This window comes from Mycobacterium sp. shizuoka-1, from assembly GCF_002723835.1.
GTDB lineage: Bacteria > Actinomycetota > Actinomycetes > Mycobacteriales > Mycobacteriaceae > Mycobacterium.
Genome location: NZ_BEWG01000090.1, coordinates 27,323 through 44,730 on the forward strand (window position 1 = coordinate 27,323; position 17,408 = coordinate 44,730).

Consider the following 17,408-nt stretch of genomic DNA (forward strand, 5'->3'; position numbering starts at 1 on the left):
CCCGCGCCGAAAGTGGGCACACTGGAAAGGATGAACACTCTCGAAGCGGTGCGTGCCGCACGCGCCGAGCAAGACCGAGCCGAGGCGATCGTCGCCGACGCCGTGCAGCATGCCCGCGACGCGGGCCGGACCTGGCAGGAGATCGGCGACGCCCTCGGCCTCTCGGCCCAGGCCGCGTTCCAGCGTCACGGCGACCCGAGTCCCCTTCCCGGAGCCGGCGAACTGGCCGCGTCGATCATCGACGATCTCGCGCACGCGCGCTGGGCCGAGGTCAGCGCCCGGTTCGATGCCACGATGCGCGACGGGCTCAGCGACGAGGGGCTGGCCGCCGGGTGGGCACAGATCGCCACGGCAGCGGGGGCCTATCGAAGGCACGGCGCCACGGAGGCGGCCCGCGTCGCCGATCTCACCACCACCAACACGCCGCTGACGTTCGAAGCCGGCGAGTTCGTCGCTCGCATCACCTTTCGCGACGACCAGACGATCGCCGGTCTGTACATCCTGAATCCGGATGCGGCAGCGGCGATGTGAATCGGCCGGTCAGATCTTCTTGGTGACCCCGTACCAGGACAGGATGGCGTCACCCTCGTCGGTGGACTTCGTCAGCGTCGCGTAGGAGCGGATGAAGGACTCCCCCACGCAGCCGTCGATCTTAACGTGGAAGTTACTGATCGACACCCAGGGGGCGGCGCCTTTGTACTCCTTCTTGGTCACCGGGACCATGTTGATGATGCCCGGCTTGAGGCCGACGGTGATGCCGCCGCCGATGTTGCCGCCGATACCGGGCAGCACGCCCTCGGCCGCGTTGTTGGGGAAGTCCAGCCCGAACACGCCGATCGACGGGTTGATGCCGGCGGTGCCCGTCAGCGAGACGCCGTTGGAGGTGCTCATGTCGATGCCGCAGCCGATCTGATAGCCCACCTCGAACACGCCCTTCGGTGAGTCACCCGGGCCGTCCAGCGCCCCGTTGAAGACACCGCCGACGATGTATTCGCGCGACGAGATCGCGGTGGTCAGCGGTGCACTCGGCATCTGCACCTCGTCCTTGGCCGAGATCGTCAGGGTCCAGCCGTCCGGCGATTTTGTGGTGGCCGGCGGACCGGACGGCACCCGGCCGTCGTCGACAGGCGGCGCCGCCGGGTCGGCTGCGGCGACAGGCTGGGCCAGGTCGGGACCCGCAGGATCGGGATCGGCCGATGCCGGCACCGGCGTCGCCACCAAGGTCCCTATCAGCGCCACCAGCACCGCACGACGAACAAACACTGCCCCGAACGCCTTCCCGAAGGCCGATGGCCCGCCCCGATGCGGCACCGCGCGACCTCCTGTTGGGAACCTACAGGTGGCTCCCATGCCCTACTAACCGGTCCCGGAACTCGCGGCGTTACGCCAGCGTCACCAGGCCCAGCTCGGTGTCACCGGCCAGCAGAGCGTCGTGCGGTAGCACCCGCACCGTGTACCCGACCGAGCCGGCCAGCGGCAGCGGGGTCGTCGTCGTGAAGATTTCCGCCCCGCCGTCGCCGGAACCGGTGTGCACCATATCCACGGTGACCGGGTCCTGCAGGGCGTCGGCGAGGTCGACGCGGCCCAGCACCGCCTGCACCACGACCTCGTCGGGGGTCAGCCCGGCCAGCTGCACGGCGGCCGTCAGGGTCAGTTCCGACCCGAGCAGCGGGGTGTCCGGCAGGCCGGTGCTGTCCACATCGGTGATCTGGATCTTCGGCCAGGCTTCCTTGGCCCGCAGCCGGTAGGCCGACAGCTCCCGGGCGGCACCGAACGGCAACCCGTCCACCGGCGCGCTGGTCCTGGCGAACGACTGGGCAGCCGGTGCGTAGTACTTCTCCGTGTAGTCGCGCACCATCCGCGACGCCAGCACCTTGGGGCCCAGCGACTGCAGGGTGTGCCGGACCATTTCCACCCACCGGTTCGGCACGCCCTTGTCGTCGCGGTCGTAGAACCGCGGCGAGACCGAATGCTCGAGCAGGTCGTACAGCGCGGCGGCCTCCAGGTCGTCGCGCCGGCCCTCATCGGCCAGACCGTCGGCGGTCGGTATCTCCCAACCGTTTTCGCCGTCGTACCACTCGTCCCACCAGCCGTCCCGGATGGACAGGTTGAGCCCGCCGTTCAGCGCGCTCTTCATACCCGACGTACCGCACGCCTCCAGCGGGCGCAGCGGATTGTTCAACCACACATCGCAACCCCAGTACAGCTGGCGCGCCATCGACATGTCGTAGTCGGGCAGGAACGCGATGCGGTGCCGCACCTCGGGCCGGTCGGCGAACTTCACGACCTGCTGGATGAGCGCCTTACCGGCGTCGTCGGCGGGATGCGACTTGCCTGCGACGATCAGCTGCAGCGGCCGCTCCGGGTCGAGCAGCAGCGCCTCGAGCCGCTGCGGGTCGCGCAGCATCAGGGTCAGACGCTTGTAGGTGGGCACCCGCCTGGCGAACCCGATGGTCAACACGTCCGGGTCGAAAGCCGTTGCAATCCAGCCGAGTTCGGCTTCCGAAGCGCCGCGCTCCAACCACGACCGGCGCAGCCGGACCCGGACATCGGAGACCAGCATCGCCCGCAGCTGGGAGCGGATCCACCAGATGTGACCGGTGTCGACCTGCTGCAGCCGCTGCCAGACGTTGGGCTCGCGCAATGCCTCGGTGGAGCCGGCCAGCTCGCGCCCGAGCTGCAGCCACTGCGGCGCCGCCCAGGTAGGACCGTGCACCCCGTTGGTGATCGAACCGATCGGAACCTCGGCGGGATCGAAGCCGGGCCACAGCTCGTCGAACATCGTGCGGCTGACCCGCCCGTGCAACAGCGACACCCCGTTGGCGCGCTGCGCCAGTCGCAGGCCCATATGCGCCATGTTGAACTTCGACGGGTCGTCCTCGGCGCCGAACGCCAGCACCCGGCCGACCGGGACGCCGGGCAGCAGCCCGGTCTTGGTCTCGTCGCCGAAGTAGCGCTGCACCATCTCGACCGGAAACCGGTCGATGCCGGCCGGCACCGGGGTGTGCGTGGTGAACACGGTGGCCGACCGCACCAGGGTCAGCGCGGTGTCGAAGTCCAGCTTCTCCTCGGCCATGTACTCGCGGATGCGCTCCACGCCCAGGAAGCCGGCATGGCCCTCGTTCATGTGGAACACGTCCGGGCCGGGCAGGCCCTCGATCGCGGTGAACGCCCGGATGGCCCGCACCCCGCCGATGCCGGCGAGCAGCTCTTGCTTGATGCGATGTTCCTGGTCGCCGCCGTACAGCCGGTCGGTGACCGTGCGCAGGTCGTGCTCGTTCTCGGGGATGTCGGAGTCCAGCAGCAGCAGCGGTATCCGGCCGACCTGCGCCACCCACACCCGGGCCCGCAGCACCTTGGCGTCCGGCATGGCCAGCTCCACCAGCACCGGCGCCCCGGCCGCGTCGGCCAGCAACCGCAGCGGCAGCCCCTGCGGATCCAGCGACGGATAGTTCTCGTGCTGCCAGCCGTCGGCGGTCAGCGACTGGCGGAAGTAGCCGGACCGGTAGTAGAGGCCGACTGCGATCAGCGGCAGCCCGAGATCCGACGCCGACTTCAGGTGATCGCCGGCCAGGATGCCCAGCCCGCCCGAATAGTTGGGCAGCACCTCGGCGACCCCGAACTCCATCGAGAAGTACGCGATGCCCGTCGGCATACCGGCCGCGTCCTGCTGCTGGTACCACATCGGCCGGCGCAGATAGTCGTCCAGATCAGCCGCCAGCTCGTCGAGACCGTTGAGGAACTGCTCGTCGGTGGCCAGCTCGTCGAGCCGTGCCGGGGCGACCGCGCCCAGCAGCGCCACCGGATCCTGACCCGTCTGCAGCCACAGCTGCGGGTCGATCGAAGCGAACAGATCCTGGGTGGGTTTGTCCCACGACCACCGCAGGTTGGTGGACAACCGACCCAGCGCTGAGAGCCGATCGGGCAGGTGGGCGCGGACCGTGAATCTCCGGAGGGCCTTCACGCGTTCCTACCTTACTGAGCTTTTCCCGCCGCGATGGACGAGCCCGCGCTTCTTCCCCGGTCATTCATTTGGACCACTACGGTGTGAACTACAGCGCATGCGGTTACCCCGAGGGGCAAGGAGTCTCACGGCCGGTGCAGGAACGAACACGACTGCACCACGACATCAATGACGACGGACTGAGACGGCGCGGGCAAGCCGCGCCGTACAAGTCAGGAATGGAGTGGTTGGGTGCCCGGTCGTATCGAGATCGATGACGTCGCGCCCGTGGTGTCCTGCGGTACCTACCCGGCCAAGGCGGTCGTCGGCGAGGTGGTGCCGGTCTCGGGGTCGGTATGGCGCGAGGGGCACGACGCGGTGGCGGCGACGTTGGTGGTGCGCTACCTGGGACCGTCCTATCCGCAGCTGGGCCAGAACCCGGCCCGCCGGGTCAAGGCGCTCGAAGGCGCCGAGCTGACCGAGGGGGCGCCGGCAACCAGCCGGATCAAGCCGCAGTTGTTCGCGATGTCGCCGGGGCGCACCCCGGACCTGTTCCACGGCCAGTTCGTGCCCGACCGGGTCGGCCTGTGGACCTACCGGATCGACGGCTGGGGCGATCCGATCACCACCTGGCGGCATGCTGTGACCGCGAAACTCGACGCAGGCCAAGGCGAATCGGAACTCGACAACGATCTGCTGGTGGGTGCGCGCCTGCTGGCGCGGGCGGCCACCGGGGTGCCACGCGATCGGCGCACCCCGCTACTCGACGCGTCGGCGGCACTGCGCGAGCCCGGCGACCCGCTGACCCGCGCGGCGCTGGCGCTCTCGCACGAGGTCACCGACCTGCTCGCCCAGTACCCGTTGCGCGAGCTGGTCACCCGGGGCGCCACCTACGGCGTCTGGGTGGACCGGCCGCTGGCCCGGTGCAGCGCCTGGTACGAGTTGTTCCCCCGGTCCACCGGCGGGTGGGACGCCGACGGCCGTCCGGTGCACGGCACGTTCGACACCGCCGCCGCGGCGCTGCCGCGCGTGGCCTCGATGGGATTCAACGTCGTCTACCTGCCGCCGATCCACCCGATCGGCAAGGTGCACCGCAAGGGCCGCAACAACAGCGTGACCGCCGAGCCCGGCGACGTGGGCTCGCCGTGGGCCATCGGCAGCGACGAGGGCGGGCACGACGCCGTGCACCCCGACCTCGGCACGATCGACGACTTCGACCGGTTCGTGGCCGCGGCCCGCGACAACGGCCTGGAGGTGGCCTTGGATCTGGCGCTGCAGTGCGCGCCGGATCACCCGTGGGCCAAGAATCACCGGCAGTGGTTCACCGAGCTGCCCGACGGCACCATCGCCTACGCGGAGAACCCGCCGAAGAAATATCAGGACATCTATCCGCTGAACTTCGACAACGATCCCGGCGGCCTCTACGACGAGGTGCTGCGGGTGGTCCGGCACTGGATGGACCACGGCGTCAAGATCTTTCGGGTCGACAATCCGCACACCAAGCCGCCGAACTTCTGGGCGTGGCTGATCAGTCAGGTCAAGGCGGTCGACCCGGACGTGCTGTTTTTGTCCGAGGCGTTCACCCGGCCGGCACGGCTGTACGGCTTGGCCAAACTCGGCTTCACCCAGTCGTATTCGTACTTCACCTGGCGGACCGCCAAATGGGAGCTGGAGGAATTCGGCCGCCAGATCGCCGAGCACGCCGACTATGCGCGGCCGAACCTGTTCGTCAACACCCCCGACATCCTGCACGAGAGCCTGCAGCAGGGCGGCCCGGGGATGTTCGCGATCCGCGCGGTGCTGGCCGCGACGATGGGCACGTCCTGGGGGGTGTACTCCGGTTTCGAACTGTTCGAGCATCTGCCGGTGCGCGAGGGCAGCGAGGAGTACCTGGACTCCGAGAAGTACGAGTTGCGCCCGCGCGACTTTGCCGCCGCCCTGGAGCAGGGGCAGTCCCTGGAGCCGTTCCTCAAGCGTCTCAACGAGATCCGTCGCGTGCATCCGGCGCTGTGCCAGATGCGCACCATCACGTTCCACCACATCGACAACGACGCGCTGCTGGCCTACAGCAAGTTCGATCCGGTTTCCGGTGACACCGTGCTGGTCGTTGTGACGCTCAACGCTTTCGGGCCCGAAGAAGGCGTTGTGTGGCTGGACATGGCCGCGTTGGGTATGCACCCCTATGACCGGTTCTGGGTCCGCGACGAGATCACCGGGGAGGAGTACCAGTGGGGACAGTCGAACTATGTGCGTCTGGAGCCGTCCCGGGCGGTCGCGCACGTCTTGAACATGCCGTTGGTACCGCAGGAGCAGCGAGCGACTCTGCTGCGGCGGGAATGACGCGAACGCAAAGGAGCCTTTGGCCATGACGAGAACGGACAAGCTCGCGAGCCCGCACCTGGCACCGGATCCCGCCGAGCTGGGCCGGCTGGTGGCCGGCGTGCATCACAGCCCGCACAGCATCCTGGGCGCCCACGAATACGACGACCACACCGTCATCCGCGCGCTCAAGCCGCATGCCGAGGCGGTGGTGGCGTTGGTCGGCGGTGAGCGGTTCCCCTTGACGCACATCGACTCCGGGGTGTTCGCGGTGGCACTGCCGTTCACCGATCTGGTCGATTACCGGTTCGAGGTCACCTATCCCGGTGGGCACACCATCACCGTCGCCGACGGCTACCGGTTCCTGCCAACGCTGGGCGAGATGGATCTGTATCTGTTCGGCGAGGGACGCCACGAGCGGTTGTGGGAGATCCTCGGGGCCCACCCCCGCTCGTTCACCACCGCCGACGGCGTCGTCGATGGTGTGTCGTTCGCGGTGTGGGCGCCGAACGCCAAGGGCATCAACCTGATCGGTGAGTTCAACCACTGGGACGGCAACGACGCGCCGATGCGGGTGCTCGGGTCCTCGGGTGTGTGGGAGTTGTTCTGGCCCGGATTCCCGACCGACGGGCTCTACAAGTTCCGGGTGCACGGTGTCGACGGTTCGGTGACCGACCGGGCCGACCCGTTCGCGTTCGCGACGGAGGTGCCGCCGCACACCGCGTCGCGGGTATTCACCTCGGAGTACACCTGGGACGACGCCGACTGGATGACGCAGCGAGCAGCGCGCAACCCGGTGTTCGAACCGATGAGCACCTACGAGGTACACCTCGGTTCGTGGCGGCCCGGCCTGAGCTATCGCGAACTCGCCGACCAGCTCACCGAATACGTGCTGGCCCAGGGGTTCACCCACGTCGAATTCCTCCCGGTGGCCGAGCATCCGTTCGGCGGCTCGTGGGGCTACCAGGTCACGTCGTACTACGCGCCGACGTCGCGTTTCGGGTCACCGGACGAATTCCGGCTGCTGGTGGACACCCTGCACCGGGCCGGCATCGGCGTGATCGTCGACTGGGTGCCAGCCCACTTCCCGAAGGACGCCTGGGCGCTGGGCCGCTTCGACGGCACGCCGCTCTACGAGCATTCCGACCCGCACCGCGGTGAGCAACTCGACTGGGGCACCTACGTGTTCGACTTCGGCCGCGCCGAGGTGCGCAACTTCCTGGTGGCCAACGCGCTGTACTGGTTGCAGGAATTCCACGTCGACGGTCTGCGCGTGGATGCGGTGGCATCGATGCTCTATCTGGACTACTCCCGGCCGGCCGGCGGGTGGACGCCCAACATCTACGGCGGGCGGGAGAACCTCGAGGCGGTGCAGTTCCTGCAGGAGATGAACGCCACCGTCCACAAGATGGCGCCGGGCATCGTCACGATCGCCGAGGAGTCCACCTCGTGGCCCGGAGTCACCCGGCCCACCAACCTTGGCGGGCTTGGCTTTTCGATGAAGTGGAACATGGGCTGGATGCACGACACCCTGGACTACATCGGCCGCGACCCGATCTATCGCACCTATCACCACCACGAGATGACGTTCTCGATGCTGTACGCGTTCAGTGAGAACTACGTGCTGCCGATCAGCCACGACGAGGTGGTGCACGGCAAAGGCACGCTGTGGGGCCGCATGCCGGGCAACGACCACGTCAAGGCCGCCGGGCTGCGCAGCCTGCTGGCCTATCAATGGGCGCACCCGGGCAAGCAATTGTTGTTCATGGGCCAGGAGTTCGGCCAGCGCGCGGAGTGGTCGGAGGAACGCGGGGTCGACTGGTATCAGCTCGACGAGAACAGCTATTCCGACGGCATCCTGCGCTTCGTCGCCGACATCAACGCGCTCTACTCGTCGCGGCCGGCCCTGTGGAGCCAGGACACCCGGCCCGAGGGGTACTCCTGGATCGACGCGAACGATTCAGCCAACAACGTGCTGAGCTTCCTGCGCTACGGCAGCGACGGTTCGGTGCTGGCGTGCGTGTTCAACTTCGCCGGCGCCGAGCACAGTCAGTACCGGCTGGGCCTGCCGCACGCCGGCACCTGGCGGGAGGTGCTCAACAGCGACGCGACCATCTACAACGGGGCGGGGGTGGGCAACTTCGGCGCCGTCGAGGCGACCGCGGAGCCGTGGCACGGCCGCCCGGCGTCGGCGACTCTGGTGCTGCCGCCCACCTCGGCGATCTGGCTCGAACCGGCGTAAGCCCCAGCGCCCAAACCGACAAACGGGCGCACAAGTGCGAGTAGATCGCACCAATTCGTCGATCTCGGCGGCTAGTACAGCGCGTTAGCGAGGTTGCGCCGGCCGGTGATCACGTCCGGATCAGCCGGGTCGAACAACTCGAACAGCTCGATCAGCCGGGTCCGGACCCTGGTGCGGTCGTCGTCGGATGTCTTGCGCACCAAAGCGATCAACCGGTCGAAGGCAGCCACCACGTCCTGGTTGAGGATCTGCACGTCGGCGGCCGCGAACGCGGCGTCGATGTCATCGGGGGCGGCGTCGGCGACGGCGACCGCATCGGGGCGCTGCGCGGTGGCGCGCTCCAAGAAGGTCATCTGCCGCAGCGCGCCCTTGGCTTCGGCGTTGGCGGGATCGGCGTCCAGGATGGCCTGATACGCCGCGGTGGCCGCGGCGAAGTCGCCGGACTCCAGATGGTCGCGGGCCTGGGCCAGCGCCGGGTCGACGGCAGGCTCGTCCTCGGAGCCCGGGGCGCCCGGGAGCTTGCCTGCGGTCGCCGAGAGCAGCGAGTCGACCCAGCGGCGGAGTTGCTCCGGCGGCTGCATGCCCTGGAAGCTGGCCAGCGGCTGGCCGCCGGCCAGGGCGACCACCGTGGGCACCGCTTCGATGCCGAACATCTGGGCCACCCGCGGGACGACGTCGACGTTGACCGACGCCAGTGACCATGTGCCGTTGTCGTCGGCGGCCAGGGCGGCCAGCACCTCGGCCAGTTGGACCGAGGCGTCGCTGCGGGGCGACCACAGCACCACGACGACGGGCACCTGCCCGGACCGGACGAGCACCTCGGCTTCGAAATTCGCCTCGGTGACCTCGACACCACCGGGGGCGCTCGCACCGCCCGTGCCGGGCTGCTGGGCCCGCTGTTTGAGGCCGGAGAGATCGACGGCACCAGCCAGAGCCGGTCCGATCGAGGGGCGTGGACGTGTCACGACGCCAAGTCTGTCACGTCGCCGTGCGGACCGACTCCAGTGGCTGAGAAGATCCAGCAGACACCGCGCGACCACCCAGTTTGGCCGTCCGATCAGCCCATATGAGGAAGATCACACTTCCCAGCGGCACGATGCTGCCCAGCAACGCCAGCAACCAGGTGCCCACCCCCCAGGAGTAGACGATCCCCGCCATCACCGCGGTCACCACGAACGCGATGAACACCAGCCCGTGGGCCATCCCGAAGATCTTGACGCCGATCTCGGTGCGCGGGCTGCCCAGGTACTTGAAGTACATCCCGACCAGCAGTCCGACCCAGCTCACGGCTTCGGCCAGCGCCACCAACCGGAACCGGCCCGCGGTGCTGCGGATATCAAAAGTGCTCGCCATGCCGCCATTGTGCCGGAGCGGCCCGCCAGCTACTACGACGCGTCGTTGAAGCCTGCGGGTTATCCGGCGCGCAGGATCAGCGCATCACCCTGACCGCCGGCACCGCAGAGGGCGGCCACGGCGTAGCCCGAGCCACGCCGGGACAGTTCCAGCGCCGCGTGCAGCGTGATGCGCGCACCGGACATGCCGATCGGATGCCCGACCGCGATGGCGCCACCGTTGCGGTTGACCCGCGCGGGGTCGACACCCAGCTCCCGGGTCGAGGCCAGCGCCACCGCGGCAAAAGCCTCGTTGATCTCAATAACGTCGAGCTGGTCCAGGCTGATGCCCTCCCGCGCGACGGCCTTCTTGATCGCGTTGGCCGGCTGCGACTGCAGCGTGGAGTCGGGACCGGCGACCACGCCGTGGGCGCCGATCTCGCACAACCAGGTCAGACCCAGCTCCTGCGCCTTGGCCTTGTTCATCACCACGACGGCGCAACCGCCGTCGGAGATTTGGGACGCCGATCCGGCGGTGATGGTGCCGTCCTTGCGGAACGCGGGACGCAGGCCGGACAGCGACTCGGCAGTGGTGTTGGCCCGGATGCCCTCGTCCTGCGCGAACTCGATCGGATCGCCCTTGCGCTGCGGGATCTGCACCGGCACGACCTCGTCGGCAAACACGCCGTCCTTCCAGGCCGCGGCGGCCTTCTGGTGCGAGATCGCGGAGAATTCGTCCTGCTCGAGGCGGGTGAACTGGTCGGTGTCGTTGCGCTGCTCGGTCAAGGCGCCCATCGGCTGATCGGTGAACACGTCGTGCAGGCCGTCGTAGGCCATCGAGTCGACGACAGTGACGTCGCCGTACTTGTACCCCTCGCGACTGTTGACCAGTAGATGCGGCGCCTTGGTCATCGACTCTTGGCCACCGGCCACCACCACGTCGAACTCACCGGCCCGGATCAGCTGGTCGGCCAGCGCGATCGAGTCGATGCCCGACAGGCACATCTTGTTGATGCTCAGGGCGGGAACATCCCAGCCGATCCCGGCGGCGACGGCGGACTGGCGGGCCGGCATCTGGCCGGCACCGGCGGTCAGCACCTGGCCCATGATCACGTACTCGACCAGCGAGGCCGGGACCTTCGCCTTCTCCAACGCCGCCTTGATGGCGATCGCGCCCAGATCGCTGCCGGAAAAATCCTTCAGCGAACCCATCAGTTTGCCGATGGGGGTGCGAGCCCCAGCAACGATCACCGACGTCGTCATGACAACCTCCAAAAGCGTTTCGAGCCGCTTCGATGCGGCTATCCACGGATCCCGCAGTGTTGAATCCGATGTGGTTAGGTTACCTTTGCGTTATGACCGCCGAGCAAGTTGACGCCCGTCCAGTCCTCGCTAGCGCGCTTGTCACCGCTGTCGACCACGTCGGCATCGCGGTGCCGGATCTCGACGCGGCGATCCAGTGGTACCACGAGCACCTGGGCATGATTCTGGTGCACGAGGAGATCAACGAAGACCAGGGCATCCGTGAGGCCATGCTGTCGCTGAAGAACGCGTCCGCGGACTGCGCCCAGATCCAGCTGATGGCTCCGCTTGACGAGACGTCGACGATCGCCAAGTTCATCGACAAGCGCGGCCCCGGCATCCAGCAGATGGCCTACCGGGTCACCGACCTGGACGCCATCTCAGAACAGCTGCGCGCCCAGGGCGTCCGGCTGATCTACGACGCGCCGCGGCGCGGCACCGCCAACTCGCGGATCAACTTCATCCACCCCAAGGATGCCGGTGGCGTCCTGGTGGAGCTCGTCGAGCCGGCCGCCGCCCACTAGTCACCGCCTAGTCGCTACGACCACCGCCGGGTGGGGCCGCGCCGGTTCCGGTTGGCCCAGCACGCGGTGTGCCAATGCCGTCTGTCCTCGAGCCCCGACTCGCCGTGATCAATCGGCCACACCACCACATGTGCCGTGCCCGAACGAATTTCGTGATCACAGCCGGGGCACCGATAGGCCTTGACGGCCCGCGCCCCCGGCACGGCTCGCACCTCATAGTCGAAACCGTCGGCGCCGACCTCGATCCTGCGATGGGCGCCCAGCGGCGGCAGGTCGCTCCTCGTCCGCCGTTCGGGTCGCCGCCGCGGCATCAGAAGAGCCGGAACTCGTCGCTGTCCATGCCCCGCATGACGTCGTAATCCAAAGTGACGCAACGTATTCCACGATCGGTGGCCAGGGTTCGGGCTTGCGGCTTGATCTGCTGGGCGGCGAACACCCCGGCGACCGGCGCCAGCAGGCTGTCCCGGTTGAGCAGTTCGAGATACCGGGTCAGCTGCTCGACCCCGTCGATCTCGCCGCGGCGCTTGATCTCCACTGCGACGGTGCGGCCCTGATCGTCGCGGCACAAGATGTCGACCGGTCCGATCGCGGTCATGTACTCGCGGCGGACCAGGGTGTAGCCGTCGCCCAGCAGCTCGATGTGCTCGGCCAGCAGCTCCTGCAGGTGAGCTTCGACACCATCCTTCACCAGACCGGGATCGACACCGAGCTCGTGGCTGGTGTCGTGCTCGATGTTCTGGATGGTGATCCGCAACTGCTCACCGGCCTTGTTCTCCACCACCCACACCGGCAAAGAGTCGTCCTGGGCCTCCTCGGTCAGCCAGCACGGCGGGCTCATCCAGTTCAGCGGCTTGTAGGCGCGGTCGTCGGCGTGCACGCTGACCGAACCGTCGGCCTTGATCAGCAGCAGTCGGCGGGCGGAGGGCAGATGGGCAGTGAGCCGGCCGACGTAGTCGACGGTGCACTGGGCGATCACGAGGCGCACCGCACAAGCTTAGGGTCTGCGGCCTGCGACGAATTAGGCTGACGCCACCATGAGTTCCCACCCCAGCGTTGCGCAGCGGTTGGGCCGGGTTCTGGAACGGGTCACCCGGCAGAGCGGTCGGCTGGCCGGCACGCCCGCGTACGGCTCGTTGATCCTCGGGCGGGTGAACGAGAGTCCGGCCAAACGGCGGGTCCGAATCCAGACGCTGATCACCGTGTTCCTGCTGTCCGTGAACATCATCGGCGTCGCGGTGGCGGCCCTGCTGGTCGCCGTCGCCTTTCCCGTGCCCAGCGTGTTCCGCGATGTTCCGGGCTGGCTCACCTTCGCGGTGGCGCCCGCCTACGGGGCGGCGGCGCTGGCATTCGGCAGCTGGTGGATCACCACCCGGACGGTCAACGACCTGCGCTGGGCGATCAACAGCAGGCCACCCACGCGCGCCGACCAGCGCAATGTGTTCTTCACGCCCTGGCGCATCGCGAGGGCTCAGCTGACGCTGTGGGCCGTCGGGACCGCGCTGTTCACGGTCCTCTACGGGATGTATGACACCGACTTCATCCCCCGCCTGGCGATCGGGGTCGGCGTGTGCGGGGTGATCGTGGCCACCAGCGCATATCTGTTCACCGAATTCGCGCTGCGGCCGGTGGCAGCGCAGGCGCTGGCCGCCGGACCGCCACCGCACCGACTGGCGCCGGGAATCATGGGCCGCACCATGACGGTGTGGATGCTGAGCTCCGGCTTGCCGGTGATCGGTATCGGCCTGGTGGCGATGTTCTCGCTCATCCTGCAAAACCTCACCAAGACGCAGCTGGAAGTCGCGATCCTGATCACCTCGGTGGCCACCTTCGTCTTTGGCTTCCTGCTGACCTGGATTCTCGCCTGGCTCAACGCCACCCCGGTGCGGGTGGTGCGCGCCGCGCTCAAACGCGTCGAGGACGGTGACCTGAGCGCCAACCTGGTGGTGTTCGACGGCACCGAACTCGGCGAGCTGCAACGGGGTTTCAACTCGATGGTGAACGGACTGCGGGAACGCGAACGGGTGCGTGATCTGTTCGGCCGCCACGTCGGGCGGGAGGTGGCCGCGGCGGCCGAGCTGCAGCGGCCCACGCTCGGTGGCGAAGAACGCCATGTCGCAGTGCTTTTCGTCGACATCGTCGGATCCACCCAGCTGGTCAGCGCCCTGCCGCCGATCGAGGTGGTCGAGTTGCTCAACCGCTTCTTCGCGGTCGTCGTCGAGGAGGTCGACCGCCATCGCGGGATCGTCAACAAATTCGAGGGTGACGCGACACTGGCGATCTTCGGCGCCCCCGTCACGCTGGAGCACCCGGAGGACGACGCACTTGCCACGGCCCGCGCGATCATGCAACGGCTCGAGCGGGAGGTGCCCGAGTGTCCCGCAGGAATCGGGGTGGCCGCCGGGCAGGTGGTGGCGGGCAACGTCGGCGCCAACGAACGATTCGAGTACACCGTGATCGGGGGCCCGGTCAACGAGGCCGCCCGGCTCTCGGAGCTGGCCAAGTCTGTCGAGAAACGCGTGTTGGCGTCCGCAGCGGCCGTCGAGAACGCCGGCGATCAGGAGCGAGCCCGCTGGACCTACGGCGATTCGGTGACGCTGCGCGGCCATGACGAGCCGATCCGGCTGGCCGTACCCGCCTGAACGGCCCGACCACGATGTCGGATTTCCGCTAGTGCTGTCGCCGGCGGCATGTAAAAGTCGAAGTGTGCATGACGATTTCGACAGCTGCTACCGGGCCGTGCAGTCCAGGGACTCCCGGTTCGACGGCTGGTTCGTCACCGCGGTCAAGACCACCGGCATCTACTGCCGGCCCAGCTGCCCGGTGCGGCTGCCGCTGGCTCGCAACGTCTGCTTCTACCCCAGTGCGGCGGCCGCGCAGCGGGCCGGCTTCCGGGCCTGCAAGCGGTGCCGGCCCGATGCCTCGCCCGGATCGCCGGAGTGGAACGTCCGCGGCGACGCAGTCGCCCGGGCCATGCGGCTGATCGCCGACGGCACGGTGGACCGGGACGGGGTCACCGGTCTTGCCGCCCGCGTGGGCTACACCCCCCGCCAACTCGAGCGGATGCTTCAGGCCGAAGTGGGCGCCGGCCCGCTGGCCCTGGCCCGCGCTCAGCGCGTGCAGACCGCCCGGGTGCTCATCGAGACCACCGACATGCCGTTCAGCGACATCGCGTTCGCCGCAGGCTTCGCCAGCATCCGGCAGTTCAACGACACCGTCCGCGCGGCCTGTGACACCACGCCGACGGCCTTGCGGCACAAGACCAACCATCGTGAGTCCGCCGACACGTCGGCAGGCGGCCAGGCGCTGTCGCTGCGGCTGCCGGTGCGCACGCCGTTCGCCTACGAGGGGGTGTTCGGCCATCTGGCGGCCGGCGCGGTGCCGGGCTGCGAGGAGGTGCGCGACGGCACCTACCGGCGCACCCTGCGCCTGCCGTCGGGTTCCGGAGTGGTCAGCCTGATCCCGATGCCCGATCATGTCCGGTGCACGCTCGTGCTGGATCAGGTCCGCGATCTCGCGACGGCGATCGCCCGGTGCCGCCGGCTGCTGGACCTCGACGCCGACCCCGAGGCGGTCATCGATGTTCTGGGCGCCGACGCCGACCTACGGGCGGTGGTGGCCAAGGCGCCCGGGCAGCGGATCCCCCGCACCGTCGACGAAGAAGAGCTGACGCTACGGGCCGTGCTCGGCCAGCAGGTGTCGACGAAGGCAGCGCGCACCCATGCCGGACGGCTGGTCAGCGCCTACGGCAGTCCGGTGAGCGATCCGCACGGCGGGCTGACCCACACGTTTCCCAGCATCGCGCAGCTGGCCGAGATCGATCCGGCGCATCTGGCGATGCCGGCGGCCCGCCGCAGGTCGCTGGCCGCGCTGATCGCGGCGCTGGCCGGCGGCGAGGTCAGCCTGCACCCGGGTTGTGACTGGGCGCGCGCCCGCGAGCAGCTGCTGGCGTTGCCCGGGATCGGCCCGTGGACCGCAGAGATCGTCGCGATGCGGGGCCTGGGTGACCCTGATGCCTTCCCCGCCAGTGACCTCGGCGTACGGCTTGCGGCTGAACAACTGGGGTTGCCGGGCGAGGTGCGGGCGTTGACCGCACGCAGCGCCCGCTGGCGGCCCTGGCGGTCGTACGCGGTGCAGCATCTCTGGACCACTCTGGACCATTCCGTGAACCACTGGCCCCCGAAGGAGACGATGTGACGACGACAATGCGGTACCGGATCATCGACAGTCCGGTCGGGCCGTTGACCCTGGCCGGGCCCGGCACGACGCTGATGCACCTGCGCATGGTCGATCAGACCCATGAACCCGATAGGTCGGACTGGCAGCCCGCCGACGGCGAGGTGTTCGCCGACGCGGTCGAACAGCTGGCCGCCTATTTCGCCGGCGAACTCACCGAGTTCGACCTCGACCTCGAGCTCGCCGGGACCGAATTCCAGCGCAAAGTGTGGGCGGCGCTTCGCACCATTCCTTACGGCGAGACGCGATCATACGGAGAAATTGCGGCGCAAATCGGTTCGCCGGGTGCGTCGCGAGCGGTGGGATTGGCCAACGGCCGAAATCCGATCGGCATCATCGTGCCGTGTCACCGGGTGATCGGATCGACCGGCGGATTGACCGGCTACGGCGGTGGGCTGGACCGCAAGCGGCAGCTCTTGGCGTTGGAGCGAATCCGGGAATCTGCCACCCTGTTCGACTGAGCTCCCGCAACGCACTGCACGGGGCGATTTCGTTCTCCCAGAACAATTGTCGGCGGGCCCGGATTTCAACCTGAAACTGCAGCTCACACTTGTCGAGGTCGGGAGCGGGTGAAGCCGGATCACGACCTCGGCCAAGCGTCGTACAGATCGACGATCCAGAATTGACGCCGGTGCACTGTGCAATGCGACGAGAGGCGACGAACATCGATGTGGCACGGTTGGTTGCCGCTACTCGGCGAACTCACGGCCCTGGCCGCCGTCGTTGCCCTCTCGCCCTTCACCGTCATTCCAGCCGTCGCCCTGGTCGTCCACAGCGATCGACCGCGACCGGTAGGGCTGGCGTTCATTGCGGGCTGGCTGGTGGGCAAGGCGGCGATCACGGTGGCATTCCTTCAGGTGCCTCAGCTGGTGCAGAAGCTGGACGGGCCGGCACCGTCATGGACGGGTTGGGTGCGCATTGGTTTGGGGGGCTTGGCCCTCGTTGGCGCCGTCCTCTATTGGCGCCGATCGCACTCAAGTACCGATAGCCCCCGGTGGGCGAGCCACATCAAGCGGATTACACCGCTCAGCGCCGCGGCTACCGGAGTAATCCTGACCGTCATCAACATCAAGGTGGTTGCGGCATGCGCCGCGGCAGGCTATCTGATCGGCTCGGCGCCATTGAATTCGGCCGGCATTGCGGGGGCGGTTACCTTTTTCACGCTCGTGGGTGGCTCAACCGCCGCGGTGCCCATTCTCGGCTATGCAATTTGGACAAATCGGATTGACCGCTTTCTTGCCGCATTCCGTGACTGGATGCAGCGCAGGCAACGCGTATTGACGGTTATTGCCCTCGGACTGCTGGGCGGTGCGCTTGTCTATTCGGGCGCCAGCACACTCTGAAAAGAGAACTCTATCGAATAATCAATTACTAGATATACAAAAATGCCTGTGCCCCCCAATCGAGATTGAGGGGCACAGGACTTAAATTGTGTTCGGCGGTGTCCTACTTTTCCACCCGTGTTGGGTAGTATCATCGGCGCTGGCAGGCTTAGCTTCCGGGTTCGGGATGGG

The 17,408-nt window shown here is 68.0% G+C and carries 15 protein-coding genes; 8 read left to right on the plus strand and 7 right to left on the minus strand.

Annotation, left to right across the window (positions count from 1 at the left end; translation table 11 throughout):
- Window positions 1-30 precede the first annotated feature (30 nt).
- Window positions 31-531, plus strand: coding sequence for a DUF3887 domain-containing protein (locus MSZK_RS23770; RefSeq protein WP_099251001.1), 501 nt, complete (start codon window positions 31-33; stop codon window positions 529-531).
- A gap of 9 nt (window positions 532-540) precedes the next feature.
- Here the strand turns inward: MSZK_RS23770 and MSZK_RS23775 are convergent, their stop codons facing one another.
- Complete coding sequence (locus MSZK_RS23775; RefSeq protein ID WP_199203461.1) at window positions 541-1,263, minus strand: MspA family porin; 723 nt, start codon at window positions 1,261-1,263, stop codon at window positions 541-543.
- A gap of 118 nt (window positions 1,264-1,381) precedes the next feature.
- Window positions 1,382-3,964, minus strand: a complete 2,583-nt coding sequence (glgP, locus tag MSZK_RS23780) for an alpha-glucan family phosphorylase (RefSeq protein WP_099251003.1) — start codon at window positions 3,962-3,964, stop codon at window positions 1,382-1,384.
- 231 nt (window positions 3,965-4,195) lie between these two features.
- Between glgP and MSZK_RS23785 the strand changes: the two genes are divergently transcribed.
- Window positions 4,196-6,283, plus strand: a complete 2,088-nt coding sequence (locus tag MSZK_RS23785; protein WP_099251004.1) for an alpha-1,4-glucan--maltose-1-phosphate maltosyltransferase — start codon at window positions 4,196-4,198, stop codon at window positions 6,281-6,283.
- Between the two features lie 25 nt (window positions 6,284-6,308).
- Complete coding sequence (gene glgB / locus MSZK_RS23790) at window positions 6,309-8,504, plus strand: 1,4-alpha-glucan branching protein GlgB (RefSeq protein WP_099251005.1); 2,196 nt, start codon at window positions 6,309-6,311, stop codon at window positions 8,502-8,504.
- Window positions 8,505-8,575: 71 nt separating this feature from the next.
- On the opposite strand, the gene MSZK_RS23795 is transcribed toward glgB, so the two are convergent.
- From MSZK_RS23795 to MSZK_RS23805, 3 genes are read right to left on the minus strand one after another with little or no spacing between them, the layout of a single operon-like run.
- Complete coding sequence (locus tag MSZK_RS23795; RefSeq protein WP_099251006.1) at window positions 8,576-9,469, minus strand: tetratricopeptide repeat protein; 894 nt, start codon at window positions 9,467-9,469, stop codon at window positions 8,576-8,578.
- Between the two features lie 13 nt (window positions 9,470-9,482).
- Window positions 9,483-9,857, minus strand: coding sequence for a DUF3817 domain-containing protein (locus MSZK_RS23800; protein ID WP_099251007.1), 375 nt, complete (start codon window positions 9,855-9,857; stop codon window positions 9,483-9,485).
- A gap of 59 nt (window positions 9,858-9,916) precedes the next feature.
- Window positions 9,917-11,098, minus strand: a complete 1,182-nt coding sequence (locus MSZK_RS23805) for an acetyl-CoA C-acetyltransferase (protein WP_099251008.1) — start codon at window positions 11,096-11,098, stop codon at window positions 9,917-9,919.
- 92 nt (window positions 11,099-11,190) lie between these two features.
- Here MSZK_RS23805 and mce point away from each other — a divergent pair, with 92 nt between their 5' ends.
- Window positions 11,191-11,661: a methylmalonyl-CoA epimerase gene (mce, locus tag MSZK_RS23810; protein WP_099251009.1), complete on the plus strand. Its 471-nt coding sequence runs from the start codon at window positions 11,191-11,193 to the stop codon at window positions 11,659-11,661.
- 14 nt (window positions 11,662-11,675) lie between these two features.
- On the opposite strand, the gene MSZK_RS33200 is transcribed toward mce, so the two are convergent.
- Together MSZK_RS33200 and nucS are read right to left on the minus strand one after the other, a co-directional pair.
- A complete protein-coding gene (locus tag MSZK_RS33200) occupies window positions 11,676-11,975 on the minus strand; it encodes a hypothetical protein (RefSeq protein ID WP_371411381.1) in 300 nt (99 codons plus the stop codon).
- Window positions 11,972-12,646 carry an endonuclease NucS gene (gene nucS, locus MSZK_RS23820; RefSeq protein WP_099251011.1) on the minus strand — a complete coding sequence of 225 codons (675 nt, stop codon included), beginning with the start codon at window positions 12,644-12,646 and terminating at the stop codon, window positions 11,972-11,974. Before nucS ends, MSZK_RS33200 begins: the two co-directional genes overlap by 4 nt.
- A gap of 49 nt (window positions 12,647-12,695) precedes the next feature.
- On the opposite strand from nucS, the gene MSZK_RS23825 reads away from it, so the two are divergent.
- The 4 genes from MSZK_RS23825 to MSZK_RS23840 all read left to right on the plus strand — a co-directional run bounded on the left by MSZK_RS23825 (window position 12,696) and on the right by MSZK_RS23840 (window position 17,237).
- On the plus strand, window positions 12,696-14,300 hold the full coding sequence (locus MSZK_RS23825) for an adenylate/guanylate cyclase domain-containing protein (protein WP_099251012.1): 1,605 nt from the start codon (window positions 12,696-12,698) through the stop codon (window positions 14,298-14,300).
- Between the two features lie 64 nt (window positions 14,301-14,364).
- Window positions 14,365-15,855 (plus strand): DNA-3-methyladenine glycosylase 2 family protein, encoded by a 1,491-nt coding sequence (locus MSZK_RS23830; protein ID WP_099251013.1) that lies wholly within the window; start codon window positions 14,365-14,367, stop codon window positions 15,853-15,855.
- An 8-nt stretch (window positions 15,856-15,863) separates the two neighbouring features.
- Window positions 15,864-16,355: a methylated-DNA--[protein]-cysteine S-methyltransferase gene (locus MSZK_RS23835; protein ID WP_099251014.1), complete on the plus strand. Its 492-nt coding sequence runs from the start codon at window positions 15,864-15,866 to the stop codon at window positions 16,353-16,355.
- 207 nt (window positions 16,356-16,562) lie between these two features.
- On the plus strand, window positions 16,563-17,237 hold the full coding sequence (locus MSZK_RS23840; protein ID WP_099251015.1) for a GAP family protein: 675 nt from the start codon (window positions 16,563-16,565) through the stop codon (window positions 17,235-17,237).
- The last annotated feature ends 171 nt before the right edge of the window (window positions 17,238-17,408 follow it).